General features: G+C 36.2%; 13 protein-coding genes. 10 read left to right on the top strand and 3 right to left on the bottom strand.

The window, feature by feature from the left end:
• Positions 1-11: 11 nt before the first annotated feature.
• Both A4G25_RS09340 and A4G25_RS09345 read left to right on the top strand, forming a co-directional pair.
• Entirely contained in the window at positions 12-596 is a 585-nt protein-coding gene (locus tag A4G25_RS09340) for a PadR family transcriptional regulator (RefSeq protein WP_047132607.1), read from the top strand.
• Positions 586-1,785: an FAD-dependent oxidoreductase gene (locus tag A4G25_RS09345; protein ID WP_167542108.1), complete on the top strand. Its 1,200-nt coding sequence runs from the start codon at positions 586-588 to the stop codon at positions 1,783-1,785. The genes A4G25_RS09340 and A4G25_RS09345 overlap by 11 nt, the downstream gene beginning before the upstream one ends.
• Positions 1,786-2,339: 554 nt before the next feature.
• Here A4G25_RS09345 and A4G25_RS09350 read toward each other — a convergent pair.
• Positions 2,340-2,891, bottom strand: coding sequence for a TetR/AcrR family transcriptional regulator (locus tag A4G25_RS09350; protein ID WP_047132605.1), 552 nt, complete (start codon positions 2,889-2,891; stop codon positions 2,340-2,342).
• Between the two features lie 167 nt (positions 2,892-3,058).
• Here A4G25_RS09350 and A4G25_RS09355 point away from each other — a divergent pair, with 167 nt between their 5' ends.
• The gene (locus A4G25_RS09355) at positions 3,059-3,982 is read left to right on the top strand and encodes an alpha/beta hydrolase (RefSeq protein ID WP_047132604.1); all 924 of its coding nucleotides are present in this window, start codon (positions 3,059-3,061) and stop codon (positions 3,980-3,982) included.
• Positions 3,983-4,073: 91 nt separating this feature from the next.
• Here the strand turns inward: A4G25_RS09355 and A4G25_RS09360 are convergent, their stop codons facing one another.
• Entirely contained in the window at positions 4,074-5,210 is a 1,137-nt protein-coding gene (locus tag A4G25_RS09360; RefSeq protein WP_047132603.1) for a DsrE/DsrF/DrsH-like family protein, read from the bottom strand.
• Positions 5,211-5,440: 230 nt separating this feature from the next.
• On the opposite strand from A4G25_RS09360, the gene A4G25_RS09365 reads away from it, so the two are divergent.
• The 5 genes from A4G25_RS09365 (at position 5,441) to A4G25_RS09385 (ending at position 10,783) form a co-directional block, all read left to right on the top strand.
• Positions 5,441-5,698: a hypothetical protein gene (locus A4G25_RS09365; RefSeq protein ID WP_047132602.1), complete on the top strand. Its 258-nt coding sequence runs from the start codon at positions 5,441-5,443 to the stop codon at positions 5,696-5,698.
• A 15-nt stretch (positions 5,699-5,713) separates the two neighbouring features.
• The gene (locus A4G25_RS09370; RefSeq protein ID WP_047132601.1) at positions 5,714-5,959 is read left to right on the top strand and encodes a hypothetical protein; all 246 of its coding nucleotides are present in this window, start codon (positions 5,714-5,716) and stop codon (positions 5,957-5,959) included.
• Between the two features lie 379 nt (positions 5,960-6,338).
• The gene (locus A4G25_RS09375) at positions 6,339-6,788 is read left to right on the top strand and encodes a MarR family winged helix-turn-helix transcriptional regulator (protein ID WP_047132600.1); all 450 of its coding nucleotides are present in this window, start codon (positions 6,339-6,341) and stop codon (positions 6,786-6,788) included.
• 200 nt (positions 6,789-6,988) lie between these two features.
• Positions 6,989-8,632, top strand: coding sequence for an alpha-keto acid decarboxylase family protein (locus A4G25_RS09380; RefSeq protein ID WP_047132599.1), 1,644 nt, complete (start codon positions 6,989-6,991; stop codon positions 8,630-8,632).
• A gap of 540 nt (positions 8,633-9,172) precedes the next feature.
• On the top strand, positions 9,173-10,783 hold the full coding sequence (locus A4G25_RS09385; protein WP_047132630.1) for a BCCT family transporter: 1,611 nt from the start codon (positions 9,173-9,175) through the stop codon (positions 10,781-10,783).
• A 98-nt stretch (positions 10,784-10,881) separates the two neighbouring features.
• On the opposite strand, the gene cudC is transcribed toward A4G25_RS09385, so the two are convergent.
• Entirely contained in the window at positions 10,882-11,427 is a 546-nt protein-coding gene (cudC, locus tag A4G25_RS09390; protein ID WP_047132598.1) for a choline uptake/conversion transcriptional regulator CudC, read from the bottom strand.
• 221 nt (positions 11,428-11,648) lie between these two features.
• On the opposite strand from cudC, the gene betB reads away from it, so the two are divergent.
• Both betB and betA read left to right on the top strand, forming a co-directional pair.
• Entirely contained in the window at positions 11,649-13,139 is a 1,491-nt protein-coding gene (gene betB / locus A4G25_RS09395; RefSeq protein ID WP_047132597.1) for a betaine-aldehyde dehydrogenase, read from the top strand.
• 165 nt (positions 13,140-13,304) lie between these two features.
• Positions 13,305-14,993: a choline dehydrogenase gene (betA, locus tag A4G25_RS09400; RefSeq protein WP_047132596.1), complete on the top strand. Its 1,689-nt coding sequence runs from the start codon at positions 13,305-13,307 to the stop codon at positions 14,991-14,993.
• Positions 14,994-15,243 lie beyond the last annotated feature (250 nt).

Here is a 15,243-nt window from a genome sequence, read left to right on the forward strand (position 1 = left end):
AGGAATTAAATATGTTTAGACGTGGATTTGATCAATTCAGAAATATGAGAGACAGTGAAGGGTTTGACTTTGGAAGAGGGTTCGGCGGTTTTGAGAAAATGTTTGGTGGCCGAGGACAAGAACGTATGTTTAAAAAAGGCAACTTACAGTTTATGATTCTAAATTCTTTAAAAGAAGAGCCGAAACATGGTTATCAAATCATTAAAGATTTAGAAGAACAATTTAAAGGTTTTTACTCACCAAGCCCAGGCTCTGTTTATCCGATTTTACAAATGTTGGAAGACAGAGAATTTGTATCGGTCACAAAAGAAGGCAATAAAAAAATATATACCATTACTGAAGAAGGTGAAAACTTCTTAAAAGAAAACGCAGACCAAGATGAGTTTGCAAAACGTATGAAACAATTCCAAAACTTTAATAGAGAAGATATGAAAACGCTAGGTGCAGATATCAAAGAAACAGTAAATGCAATATTAACAACGAGCAAAGAAGCAATGACAGATGAAGAAAAACGTAAACAATTCGACCGCTTCCTCACTCAAATTAAAGAACAAGCTCAAAACTTATACAAAGAAGATGATCGAAATGACAAATAAAAAAATTGGGATCATAGGCGGCGGTCCAGGCGGTTTAATGCTAGGCTTACTCCTTCAAAATCAAGGTTTAGACGTCCATATCTATGAAAAAGCAGACCGCAACGTCAATCGTTCACGCGGCGGCTCATTAGACATCCATCATGATACAGGACAACTCCCATTGGCCGAAGCAGGTTTACTTGATGAGTTTAAAGCACTTGCACGCTTTGAAGGCGAAGACACTAAAATTGTAGATAAACATGGGCATATCTATTTCGAAGAAGATGCTGAAGGAGAAGGCGGACGACCAGAAATTGATCGCGGTGAATTATGTGATTTAATTCAAAACAAAATTGAACCAAGCCGTATTCATTATGGTTATAAATTTGAAAGCATGGAAACATTAGAAGGCGGACGCGTTAAAGTCAACTTCAATCATAGCGATGACTTCAATCATATTGAACAACAAGAAACAGAAGTTTTCGATTTAGTAATAGGATCAGATGGTGCATTTTCAAAAGTACGTCCGTTTCTTGCTGATACAGAGTTGATTTATACAGGTGTCTCATTTATTGAACTCAGCGTACCTGATGTCAATACAAAATACCCTGATTTAGCCGAATATAATAAGAATGGTAAAATGATGGGACTTGGCGGAGACCAGTTAATATTAGGACAATTGAACGGTGACGGGCGCATTGTTGTCTATGTTGCTTATGAGTTAGATAGAGAACAATTAGATGAATACAAAGCACTAGATAATGATGCTTTGAAAGCGCGTATACTAGAAGAATTTCAAGATTGGGATGAAGATTTACTAAAATATATTAAGTACTCAGACGATAATATCATGTTCAGACGCATCTACCGTCTGCCAATCGGGTTTGAATGGCAGCATCAACCGAATGTAACATTAATCGGTGATGCAGCACATTTAATGAGTCCTTTTGCAGGTGAGGGTGTTAATATGGCACTCTATGATGCATACATGTTAGCCCACGCAATCGCAGATCAAGCAGACTCAATCGACTTTGATAAAGCACTTGCTGAGTATGAAGCAAATATGTATGAAAGTTCAAAAGAACGCGCAAAAGAATCTCAAGAAAACTTAGAAACTTTCTTTAGAGAAGACGCACCTGAAGTGATGGCAAACTTCTTTATTGAAGGACAAAAAATGTTAGAAGCACAAAATCGACAATCTAATCAATAGAACACAATTAAATTTCAACCTTATCTCGATTTGATTGAAACCCTCAAGTAAATTTGATAAGATTTAATTGTATTAAAATAGCCCTTAGTCGTGTAAGGACGTAAGGGCCTGAGTACAGGATTCATGATTTATATTGTGAATACCTCGCTGAATAAAGTAGATGGACTAGTTATGTGGCAGCATAGCTAGTCTTTTTTATTGCTGTCCTTGCTGATTAAAAACTTGATAGCTGTAGCGAGTAAAGTCACTTGTACGATAGAAGAAAAATTAATCGTGAGTTCATGGATTATAATGTGCATCCATATCACCTCACTTCCTTGCCGAATAAAGAAAAGAGGTACTCACATGCGTCGTTGAGCCTGTTACTCATAAATTTAGTTTAGCACTTTGAACATCTGTTTTCAAAGAAAATACGAACAAATGTTCGATTTAAATTATAGCATAACTCAAAGTAAGATGCATGATGCATATGTGATTAGAATATGTTCTTATTTCTTGTAAAAGACAATGATCAATACGTCAACGAACACTTGATCAGCATTGGCGTATTTAAATTAGATGTTATTTCCAGCATCGTCTGTTATTTTCAACAACTGTACTACTTGGTTTTCAATAGCTGATTTATTTGAACTTTCATCTTGAATATAGACCATTACCATTTGAACAATGCCTGCAGCAAAAAATTCTGGGAAAAGTTGTTCGCTTAAATGGTGCGTGCGCATGAATGCTGTACTTAATCTTCCGTCTAACTGGCGTATAATAAATTTTTGTAATTTCTGTTTGTATTCATCAGCATTTTTAATATTGAAAAGCCGTTTGAAAAAGATTTGATGTGCTTCGAAAAAGTTAAGCCAAATTTTAGTACCTTCTTCTAGCCCCAAATCTTTCTTCGCCTCACAAATCTCATCTAAATGCTCAAAGTGTTTTTGAACAATTGCATCAAGCAAGTCATATTTATCTAAATAGTGAAGATAAAAAGTTTTGCGCTCTATCTCTGCAGCATCTGCAATTTCTTTAATCGTGATTTTCTCAAAATCTTTTTTATAAAATAAATCCAAAAAAGTTTCAGTGATATTGCGTCGTGTTTTAACCACACGTTTATCCATAATAAAACATCTCCTTATTTAAAACCCGGTTCTATTAATATGTGTATTAATACACAACTGTTCAAGGGTATAACTTGTATATACGCAATTTCTTGATATATTTAGATTATACACACAAGAGTTATAAAACACTAGAGAGAATTAATAAAGATAAAAGGGTGATTATTTTGAAAGAACAACATGTAACCTTTAAAACAAGAGATGTTGAAACTGCAGGTATTTTGAGAACACCAGATAATGCGGGAGACAAAGCATTGCCAACTATTGTGGTTATGCATCCGATTAGCAGTGTAAAAGAACAGACTGCAAGCATTTATGCGAAACGTTTAACTGAAGAAGGCTTCGCAACTTTAGCTTTTGATGCAGCACATCAAGGTGAAATTGCTGCAGAACCGAAAAATATTGAAGTGCCTTATTATCGTGTAGATGATGCCAAAGCAGCCATCGACTATTTAAATACACTTGATATTGTAGATGACAAACGTATTGGTATTTTAGGTATTTGCGGAGGCGGCGGTTATGCGGTCAATGCAAGCTTAACTGATAAACGTATTAAAGCAGTCAGCTCTGTGGCAGGTGTCAACTTCGGAATGATAGCGCGAGAAGGAGATTTTACGCCTGATTCTGCATTGAAAACATTGTATCAAGTTGCAGAGCAGCGTGAATCAGAAGCTAAAGGCGGCGAACAAGCGTTGATGCCTTATGCACCTGATAGTGAAGAACAGCGTAAAGAATTAGGGCTTGATGATATCGATATCAAAGAAGCGGTCGACTATTATAGAACTGATCGCGGATATCATAAAAATGTAACAAACCGATATCGTGTTATCGATCAAGCTGATGTTATTGGTTTTGATGCCTATCATTTAGCTGATAAATTGTTGGACCAACCTTTATATATTGTAGCAGGTGATAAACCAGGTGCGTTTGGTTCTTATCGCTGTGCTTATGAATTGTTCGACAAAGCATTGAGTGATAAAAAGACATTGAATATTGTCAAAGGTGTTTCTCACTATGATTTATATGACCAACCTAAAGCAGTAGATGAAGCTTTAAAAGGGTTAGTCCCTTTCTACAAAAAGTATTTATAAATAAAAGCGTCGTTGCTAAATCAATAGTTTCATAAAAATAACGAACCCCCTTGTTGCGTCTATTCATGCAACAAGGGGATTCGCTTATTTTTTAGATAAACAAGTTGTGGTTCGCATGTTCTGTATCGCCGATATAAGTACCGACACCTGCAAATTCAACTTCTGGGCGTAGTTCTTCTTTTTTAATACCCATGACATCCATGCTCATTGTACATGCGATGAGTTTAATATCATTATCAATCGCTTTATCAATCAATGTTGGAAGAGAGTCTACATTTTTTTGTTTCATAATCATTTTCATCATCAATCGTCCTAAACCGAACATGTTCATTTTAGAAAGCGGCATGTTTTCTGGGCCGCTTGGCAGCATCATGCCGAATAAACGTTCAATTCCTGTCTTTTTCACTTTGCCGGGATTAGGGCGTTTTAATGCGTTTAAGCCCCAGAACGTACAGAAAATTGAAACCTCGCGACCAGCAGCACGAGCGCCGTTTGCAATAATAAATGCTGCTAGGGCTTTGTCTAATTCGCCACTGAATAAGACAATTGTGGTACCTTTTTCTGTGTGTTGTACAGAGAGGTCTTTAGGTTGCTGGTCGGCTTTTTCAATCACTGCAGTGACTTCTTTATCATTTTGTTTCAAGTCTACTAACGTATTCCCGGTTTGAGAAGCCCAGCTTTTGATGTCACTCGCAAAGCCTGGGTCTGTCACAACTACCTCAAGTTGTTCACCAGGCTCTAATTGTTTGAGTTCTTGATTCACATTCATGAGCGGACCAGGACACTGCATACCGCTGTAGTTCACTTTCTTACGGTTTGATTTAAGAGTAGGTGTTGTGGCAGCTTTTTGTGCTGTTTCTGTTTTTGGTGATTCTGTTTTTGCTGTTTTTTCGGTTTCCGTTTTGTTAGGTGCAGTTTGAGCTGCTTCTTTATCTTGAATAGCCTGATAACCACCGTTTAAGTTAACGACTGTAAAGCCGCTATCGCTCAACATTTGGCTTGCTTGTTGGCTGCGTTTGCCAGCTTGGCAATAAAGATAATAAGTTTTACTTTGATCAAGCGGGAATTTGGTGTTGAGTGATGATAACGGATAAGACTGTGCTCCGTCTATATGACCCGCTTCATATTCTTCTGGTTCTCTTACATCTATCAATTGTCCTTGTTGACCCATTGCTTCTAAATCTTCATCTGTTAAACCTGAAATTTGCACGGTTTTAAATTTAACCATGTAACCCATCTCCTCGTATAATAAATTTATATTTTGAATATTTGTTTACATTTTTATCTATTTAGTTGGTTATTTCTTAGTATTCTTAGATAATATTCTTAGTGAGGAAGAACTTTAAGAAAGAGACCTTCAATATCTTCTTTAAGAATTGTTATAGTGATTGTACAAGTATTGAGTTAATAAATAAAATGAACTGCATATGTTAAATATAATGATATGAGGTGAGAAGCTTGAAGCAGCAAAAGATTTTTACACCGATTGAATGGATAATGATAATTCTGCTTGTTTTATTGCTCATTGTAAATATACTGTCTATTTTTGGATTGATCGGGATAAATCAAGACATACAAACACTGATATGGGGTGGTTATTTAATCATTATAGGTATTTTATTGCATCGATTTAATAAAAAGAAAATAGCTGTTATCTTTTATATTATTGGAGCACTAGATATGATAATAGGTTTGATGCATATATTGAGTTCATAATAGTGAGGTGACATGATGAGAAAAAGAAGTGCATTGGATTATCTTTTAGCAGGTGTATTAATTGTTTTGTTAATCTTAAATACATTATTTGTTTTTGAAGTTATACATATTTCAAATGCGTTTAGCAGCTTGATGCTTTCGCTCACTCTTTTAGTTTGTGCTTTAAGTACTTATCACAGTGGTTACAAAAAAACTGCATACTTTATAATTATTTCAGCATGTTTTACTGGAGTGGTAAGTATTATTCGATTATTCGTTTAAGCAACTATTCTTTCTTATATATTAATACGATATAATATAATTGAATATAAATAATTTGATGAATAGGTGGTGTGGGTTTTGAAACCTAGTAAATTATGGGTCAGTTATGTAGGCATCGTTATTTTGGTAATAACTTTAATTTTAAGCATATTATCAATTATTTAATATCGTTGCATTGCCAAAGGGGTTTACCAGCCTTTTAAGTGGTTTGATTCTCGTAATACTTTATTTCTTGATGTTTAGAGAGATTAAAACACTAGGAAAAGTTATCTTGATTATCTTGGATATTGTTTTGGGAGTAACTAATCTGCTTCTATGATAAACTAAGACTAATTATCTGAAATTTTCAGAAAGAATTTGAAGTAAAGGAATGTATAGAATGACCGAGTATAATAATGACTATGAACATCTTTTGTTCTATTTTGCATATAAGACGTTCATCAATACGGCAGACGAGATTATTGAGAAGAAAGGTATGAGTCGCCAACATCACCGCTTCTTATTCTTTATCGATAAAGTTCCGGGTATTACAATCCGTGATCTATTGAAGAGCATGGAAATTTCAAAACAAGGAAGCCATCAAACATTACGCAAGTTGAAAGAAGAAGGACTTGTAGTGGAGAAGAAATCTCAAGAAGATGGCCGAGTGAAAGAATTGTTTGCGACCGATAAAGGTCATGAACTCGTAACGGAAATTAATAAAGCACAAAATGATTTATTGCAGAATATTAAATCAAAAGTCGGTAATGACTGGAATGCCATGATGGAAGAGATGGCTAGTTATCGACCAGGTTTCCAAGAAGTGAAATATTTAAAAAGTGAAAAATAAGAAAACACCAGATATTATCCCTATCCTGCAGACGTTGAAAAAGCGAAAACAAGATAGGGATTTTTAATAAGATAAACATTATATTTTAAAGGCGTCTTTTCCGACAGGAACACTCATATAAGTCAATAAAATTGACCTAATTTATAGGAAAGCGTTATCCTATAGGTGTATTAGAAAAAGAGACAAAGGTGGAATGAATTATGAAAAAACGTGTCGGAGAATATTTAATGGACTGTTTAAGTAACACTGGCGTTGACAAAGTATTTGGTGTGCCGGGTGATTTCAACTTGGCATTCTTAGACGATATTATCAGCAGAGATGATATAGAGTGGGTCGGTAATACAAATGAATTGAATGCAAGTTATGCAGCAGACGGCTATGCACGTATGAAAGGCATCAGCGCAATGGTTACAACATTTGGTGTAGGGGAATTATCAGCAGTTAACGGAGTTGCAGGTTCTTACGCTGAACGTGTGCCCGTTGTAGCAATTACAGGTGCGCCAACACGTGCAGTTGAAGAAGCTGGCAAATATGTACATCATTCTTTAGGTGAAGGTACATTTGATAATTACCGTAAAATGTTCAAAGAAATTACGACAACACAAGGTTATATTACTCCTGAAAATGCACAAACTGAGATTCCACGTTTATTAAACGCAGCGTTAGCTGAAAAACGCCCTGTGCATTTACACTTACCGATTGATGTCGCAATGACAGAAATCGATGTAGAAAACACATATGAAGTTCCAGAACGTAAAGTTAAAGATGTATCAAAATATATTGCAATGGTCAAAGATAAATTAGAAAGTGCTTCTCAACCTGTGATTATTGCAGGTCATGAAATTAACAGCTTCAAATTGCATGAACAACTTGAAGTCTTTGTAAATAAAACACATATTCCAGTAGCACAATTGTCACTTGGTAAAGGTGCTTTCAATGAAGAAAACCCTTATTATATGGGTGTTTATGATGGTTCTATTGCTGAAGAAAATATTCGTGATTATGTTGATAACAGCGATGCGATTTTAAATATCGGTGCGAAATTAACAGACTCTGCGACAGCTGGTTTTTCATTCGAATTTGATATTGATGATGTTGTGATGTTGAACCAACACAATTTCAAAATGAATGAAACTGTAGCAGAAGATGTGACATTGCCAGACTTGATGGATGGTTTAATGGAAATGGATTACGTGAATGAAGCGGATTATCCGAAATTCAAACGCCCTGAACCAGGCCAATATGAATTAAATGGCGATGTGTTGACTCAAGAAACGTACTTCAAAATGATGCAAGATTTCTTAGCACCATCTGATGTTATTTTAGCTGAACAAGGTACGTCTTTCTTTGGCGCTTATGATTTAGCACTTTATAAAGGCAATAAATTTGTAGGCCAACCATTATGGGGTTCTATTGGTTACACATTGCCTGCAACAATCGGTACACAAATTGCTGAACCGAACCGCCGCAACTTATTGTTAATTGGTGATGGTTCACTGCAACTTACAGTACAAGGTATTTCTACAATGATTCGCCAAGGATTGAAACCAGTAATGTTTGTTATCAATAATGACGGCTACACAGTTGAACGTAAAATTCATGGTGAAAATGCATCATATAACGATATCTTTATGTGGGATTATAAAGCATTGCCTGCTGTTTTCGGCGGCGAAGATGTTGTTAAAATCCATGATGTATCTACGAGTGAAGAACTTGATCAAGCTTTTGAAGCAATCAAAGCTTATCCAGATATGATGCACTTTGTAGAAGTGAAAATGGCTATGCACGATGCACCGCATAAATTAGATGCTATCGGAAAAGCTTTCGCAAAACAAAATAGTTAACTATTTGATGTGATACCACGGTTACCATTCAACCGTGGTATTTTTGTGTGCTTAAAAAGTTATTTGCAAATTGTTTTAATGGGTAAAAGATAATTGGTTAAAAGATATAAAATGAAATCAGATTGAGTTTGTGAGTTAAGAATGAAATACGAAAGATTTTTTGTTTTAAGCATCTTTTGAGCGACAGCTTCAAAAAAATATTTATTTGTAGAAAAAGAATAATTATACAAAAATACCGTATATTAAGTTCGTTCAATTCGTTAAATTTTAACTTAACACTACGATGTCGGCGGTTAATTCAGTTGAAACGCTTCCAAAAAATATATAATTATTCATTGGGAAGATTATTTTAATCTGCATGAATTTGCATTATTATAAATAATTCGTTAATGTCTTTATGTAGCTATTAAATAAGTTGTTGAGATTTTTATGTTCGTCGGGGAATTAAATGCATATTTTTCTTAACACAAAAAATAAATAGGGAGTGCAAAAACATTGCAAAAAGCTAAAAAAGAAAGCAAAGCGAAAAAGTCCCAAATTATGGACTGGACGACCTTTTATGGAACCGTTATCGTACTGCTCATTGCAGTTGTGCCGATGATGGCTTTTCCAAAAGCGAGTCAGAAAGTTATCACAGATATTAACGAATCGATTTCTAACTCAATTGGTGCTGTCTATCTGACATTGGGCCTTGTTATTTTAGGCTTCGTGCTTTACATTGCATTCGGTAAATACGGAAATGTAACTTTGGGTAAAGCGAGTGACCGCCCGGAATTCGGCAACTTTAGTTGGGCCTCTATGTTGTTTTGTGCGGGTATCGGCTCTGATATTCTTTATTGGGGTGTTATTGAGTGGGCGTACTATTATCAAGTACCGCCTCACGGAGCAAAAGGTATGACAGATCATGCATTGGAATACGCGACAATGTACGGTATGTTCCACTGGGGACCTATTGCATGGGCTATTTATGTATTGCCAGCATTACCAATTGGTTATTTAGTTTTCGTGAAGAAAAAACCAGTTTATAAAATCAGCCAAGCTTGCCGTCCGATTTTGAAAGGGCAAACGGATAAATTGCCTGGTAAAATCGTGGATATTCTCTTTATCTTCGGTTTACTTGGCGGTGCTGCAACTTCATTAGCATTAGGGGTGCCGATGATTTCTGCAGGTATTGAAAAATTAACAGGACTAGACGGCAGCAATATGTTGTTGCGTACTGTCATCTTATTTACAATCACTGTCGTATTTGCGGTCAGCTCATATACAGGATTGAAAAAAGGGATTCAACGTTTGAGTGACGTCAATGTCTGGTTATCATTCTTGCTTTTAGGTTTCGTATTTGTAGTCGGACCGACTGTCTTTATTATGAATACGACAGTAACAAGTTTTGGTAACATGTTGAAGAATTTTTTTGAAATGGCCACATGGCTTGAACCGTTCGGCGGTATTGACGGCCGCAAGATTACACATTTCCCTCAACAATGGACAATTTTCTATTGGTCATGGTGGATTGTGTATGCGCCATTTATCGGTTTGTTTATCGCACGTATCTCTAAAGGACGTACGTTGAAAGAAGTTATTTTAGGTACGATTGTTTACGGTACATTAGGGTGTGTATTGTTCTTTGGTATCTTCGGAAACTATGCTGTTTACTTACAAATCACACATCAATTTAATGTGGTTGAATTCTTGAATACGCACGGTACTGAATCAGCAATCATTGAAGTAATGCATCAATTGCCGTTTGGTAATATCGTCGTTGTATTATTCTTGATCTCAGCATTCTTATTCTTGGCGACAACGTTCGACTCAGGTTCATATATCTTAGCAGCAGCTTCACAAAAGAAAGTTGTGGGTGAACCATTACGTGCTAACCGACTATTCTGGGCATTTGCGTTATGTTTATTACCATTCTCACTTATGCTTGTAGGTGGACAACGGGCATTAGAAGTATTGAAGACAGCTTCTATTTTGGCGTCCGTGCCGTTAATTGTGATATTCGTCTTCATGATGATATCCTTTATTATCACCTTATCGCGTGATCGGATTAAGCTTGAATTAAGAGCTGAACGATTGAAAAAAGCAGAACAGCGGGTTTTAAGCATGCATGAAATCGCAGAAAATAGAAATAATGATACACCGATGAAATAAGCAATCGAATAAAAAACAAAGCACCAGCATCCTTAATTTAAGGACGTTGGTGCTTTGTTTATATCAAGATATAAGTATGTTAGGTTAGATGGTCTTTCTTATTCTTCAGGAATAGGGAAGTATTTAAAGATTTCACCGCTTTGGATAGCATCACTGATTTGTGTCAGCCATTTGTAGTATATGATTGAATGTTCAAGTTGTGCATATATTTTTTCAGCATGTTCTCGAGTTTCAGGCGATACATCATCTGCTTCAAGTATTTCACGGATGATTTTTTCTGATTCATTCAGCGATTCCATGTTGACTGTAATTTCACGATTGAATTTAATGTTGAAGAAATTACGAAAGAATGTGAAGAAGTCTTTTTCAGCTACAAAATGTTGTTTGCGGCTGCCGCGTGTAAATTGTTGTTTAACCAAGTCGTATTCTTGTAGTTTTTTGACTCCTGTACTCATACTCGGTTTGCTCATTTGAAGTTCTTCGCGCATTTGATCGAGTGTCATATTGTCCTCGAATACCATAGTGCCGTATAAGTTGCCGACACTGCGGTTGATGCCGTATAAATCCATCGTTTCACCGATGGCACTGATTACTAAATCTTTGGCCTCATCAATTTCTTGTTCATAGTTATTTGAACTTGCCATAATTAAACCTCCGTCCACTGCATTTACATATATTTTAGAGTGAATTAATGAATTAGTCCAATGTTGGTGGGAAAACAAAATATAGAATATTGTATTTGAGTATCTATGTTGAATTTGTTTTCCAAACTTGCTAGTTTGACATTGTTCTTATTTCCATGCTAACATAAATTTTGTAAAATTCGTTAAATAAAAATTTAACAAAGTTAACGGAGGTCGAAATGATGGAACTTGTAAACCATTTATCTCGCCAACAATTTATTGACGGCGAATGGGTAGATAGTGCGAATAAAGCTACACGTAAAATTATTAACCCTTATAACCAAGAAGTTATTTTTGAAGTCGCTGAAGCAGCACCTGAAGATGCAAAACGTGCCATCGAAGCTGCAAGACGCGCATTTGATGAAGGCGAATATGCCAACGAAACAAGTGAAGTCAAAGGGCAAAAAGTAAGAGCTGTCGCTGATAAAATTAAAGAAAATCGCGAAGAATTAGCAAAACTTGAAACATTAGATACAGGTAAAACGTATGAAGAATCATTAGCAGATATGGATGATATCCATAATGTATTTATGTATTTTGCAGGTCTTGCTGATAAAGATGGCGGTGAAGTGATTAATTCACCGATTCCAGGTACAGAAAGTAAAATTGTGAAAGAACCAGTGGGAGTTGTAACACAAATCACTCCTTGGAATTATCCATTATTGCAAGCCTCTTGGAAAATTGCACCTGCACTTGCTACAGGTTGTTCACTTGTAATGAAACCAAGTGAAATCACACCGCTTACTACAATTCGCGTATTCGAATTGATGGAAGAAGTAGGATTCCCTAAAGGTGTTATTAACTTAGTTTTAGGTGCTGGTTCAGAGGTCGGCGATGTATTGTCTGGCCACCCAGATGTCGACCTTGTATCATTCACAGGCGGTATTAAAACAGGTAAACACATTATGAAACAAGCAGCTGACCATGTAACAAATGTTGCATTGGAACTTGGCGGTAAAAACCCTAATGTTATTTTTGAAGATGCAGATTTAGATTTAGCAGTAGACCAAGCCTTAAACGGTGGTTATTTCCATGCTGGTCAAGTATGTTCAGCAGGATCACGTATCATCGTTCAAAACAGCATTAAAGATAAATTCGAAAAAGCATTGATTGATCGCGTCGAAAAAATCCGCATTGGTAATGGATTTGATGAATCTACTGAAATGGGACCTGTTATTTCAGCAGAACATTTAGCTAAAATTGAAGGTTATATGGATGTGGCTAAAGAAGAAGGCGCAACAATAGCAACAGGCGGCAAACGTTCTGAACGCGAAGATTTAAAAGATGGTTTCTTCTTTGAACCGACTGTTATTACAGACTGTGATACGTCAATGCGTATTGTACAAGAAGAAGTATTCGGACCTGTTGTAACTGTTGAAGGTTTTGAAGATGAAGCAGACGCTGTTCGTTTAGCAAATGACTCAATTTATGGTCTTGCTGGTGCAGTCTTCTCTAAAGATATCGGCAAAGCACAACGTGTCGCAAGCCGTCTCCGTATGGGTACAGTATGGATTAATGATTTCCATCCTTATTTTGCACAAGCACCATGGGGCGGATATAAACAATCTGGTATTGGCCGCGAATTAGGAAAAGAAGGATTAGAAGAATATCTTGTATCAAAACACATTTTAACGAACTATCAACCAGAACCTGTAAATTGGTTCCAAGGCTAAATTTAAAGATATTAAAAAGCGAGCAAAGCAAGATTAAGTCGCTTCAGCGCTTCTTGCTTTCCCGCTTTATTTTTTGAGAAAAGGTTGAGCAAAGCTGAAATCGCTACAGATATGTTCAGTGTAAAGCAAAATAAAACAAACCATAATAATAGGAGGATATTTAAAATGGCAACATCTTATGATTATGATTACATTATTATCGGCGGCGGAAGTGCTGGATCAGTACTCGGCAACCGTTTAAGCGTTAACCCGAACAATGAAGTATTGGTATTAGAAGCAGGACGCAGTGACTATTTCTGGGATTTATTTATTCAAATGCCTGCTGCATTAATGTTCCCTTCAGGAAATCGTTTCTATGATTGGATTTACAGCACAAATAACGAACCACATATGGGTGGACGTCAAGTCGCACATGCTCGTGGTAAAGTATTAGGCGGTTCAAGCTCTATCAACGGTATGATTTACCAACGCGGCAATCCAATGGACTATGAAAAATGGGGTGCTCCTGAAGGTATGAGTACTTGGGATTTCGCACACTGCTTACCATATTTTAAACGTTTAGAAAAAACATTCGGAGCAACAAAAGATGATGAATATCGTGGACATCATGGTCCAATCAAACTTAAACGCGGACCTGCTAAAAACCCATTGTTCCAAGCATTCTTTGAAGCAGGAGTTCAAGCTGGTTACAATAAAACACCTGATGTGAATGGCTTCCGTCAAGAAGGTTTCGGACCATTTGATAGCCAAGTGCATAATGGACGTCGTGTTTCTGCATCACGTGCTTATTTAAGACCTGCAATGAAACGACAAAACTTGCATGTTAAAACACGTTCATTCGTTACTAAATTGAATTTTGATGGTAATAAAGTAACTGGTGTTACATTTAAACGTAATGGTAAAGAGCATACAGTTACAGCTAAAGAAGTTATTTTATCTGGTGGTGCATTCAATACACCTCAATTACTACAATTATCTGGTATAGGTGATCCAGAACACTTGAAATCATTAGGCATTGAACCACGTATCAACTTGCCAGGTGTCGGAGAAAACTTTGAAGATCATTTAGAAGTATATATTCAACACGCTTCTAAACAACCTGTTTCTGAACAACCAAGCCTGAATTTATTAAGATGGCCTTGGATTGGTTTACAATGGATCTTCAGCCGCAAAGGACCTGCAGCGTCAAACCACTTTGAAGGCGGAGGCTTCGTACGTTCTAATGAGGATGTAAAATATCCTAACTTAATGTTCCACTTCTTGCCGATTGCAGTGCGTTATGATGGACAAAAAGCAGATACTGAACACGGTTACCAAGTTCATGTTGGTCCAATGTATTCAAACTCACGCGGTCATTTGAAAATCAAATCAAAAGATCCGTTTGAACATCCAGATTTCACATTCAATTATTTATCAACAGATGAAGATAAACGCGAATGGGTTGAAGCAGTACGTGTCGCACGTAACATTTTATCTCAACCAGCAATGGATCCATATAATGCAGGTGAAATTTCACCAGGACCTGAAGTACAAACAGATGAAGAAATTTTAGATTGGGTACGTCGTGATGCTGAAACAGCATTACACCCATCATGCAGTGCGAAAATGGGACCAGCATCTGACCCAATGGCAGTTGTAGATCCATTAACAATGAAAGTACACGGTATGGAAAACTTACGTGTTGTAGATGCGTCAGTAATGCCTACAACAACAAATGGTAATATTCATGCGCCTGTTTTAATGATTGCAGAAAAAGCAGCAGATATTATCTTAGGTAATGATCCAATGGAACCAGAATATAAAGATTATTATCAACACGGTGTACATGATAAAGATGCAGGTACAGTGAAATAGAATAATAAGTAAAGATTCTTTTTATACCCTTGAGGTTGAATTTAACAAATCAACTTCAAGGGTTTTTATTATGGTGTTTGAAAAGTGCAAAACATATTAAACTTTTAAAAAAGTTGTAACTAAAAAATCACAAAATATTCAAAAAATAATAAAAAAAGATGCAAGTCGCATAGATAAAGGGATAAAGCTTACTTTGAGTTAAGTATAATTAAAAAAATTTATAGCTGATAGTGAATTTTTAATCGAATTA

The organism is Staphylococcus condimenti, assembly GCF_001618885.1.
In the GTDB taxonomy this organism is placed as follows: Bacteria; Bacillota; Bacilli; order Staphylococcales; family Staphylococcaceae; genus Staphylococcus; species Staphylococcus condimenti.

Excerpts from the sequence above, each read along its gene's own strand:
- A4G25_RS09380 (WP_047132599.1), top strand. The coding sequence starts at position 6,989 with ATGAAAAAACGTGTCGGAGAATATTTAATGGACTGTTTAAGTAACACT.
- A4G25_RS09375 (WP_047132600.1), top strand. The coding sequence starts at position 6,339 with ATGACCGAGTATAATAATGACTATGAACATCTTTTGTTCTATTTTGCA.
- cudC (WP_047132598.1), bottom strand. The coding sequence starts at position 11,427 with ATGGCAAGTTCAAATAACTATGAACAAGAAATTGATGAGGCCAAAGAT.
- A4G25_RS09345 (WP_167542108.1), top strand. The coding sequence starts at position 586 with ATGACAAATAAAAAAATTGGGATCATAGGCGGCGGTCCAGGCGGTTTA.
- A4G25_RS09370 (WP_047132601.1), top strand. The coding sequence starts at position 5,714 with ATGAGAAAAAGAAGTGCATTGGATTATCTTTTAGCAGGTGTATTAATT.
- A4G25_RS09350 (WP_047132605.1), bottom strand. The coding sequence starts at position 2,891 with ATGGATAAACGTGTGGTTAAAACACGACGCAATATCACTGAAACTTTT.
- betA (WP_047132596.1), top strand. The coding sequence starts at position 13,305 with ATGGCAACATCTTATGATTATGATTACATTATTATCGGCGGCGGAAGT.
- A4G25_RS09360 (WP_047132603.1), bottom strand. The coding sequence starts at position 5,210 with ATGGTTAAATTTAAAACCGTGCAAATTTCAGGTTTAACAGATGAAGAT.
- betB (WP_047132597.1), top strand. The coding sequence starts at position 11,649 with ATGGAACTTGTAAACCATTTATCTCGCCAACAATTTATTGACGGCGAA.
- A4G25_RS09340 (WP_047132607.1), top strand. The coding sequence starts at position 12 with ATGTTTAGACGTGGATTTGATCAATTCAGAAATATGAGAGACAGTGAA.
- A4G25_RS09385 (WP_047132630.1), top strand. The coding sequence starts at position 9,173 with ATGGACTGGACGACCTTTTATGGAACCGTTATCGTACTGCTCATTGCA.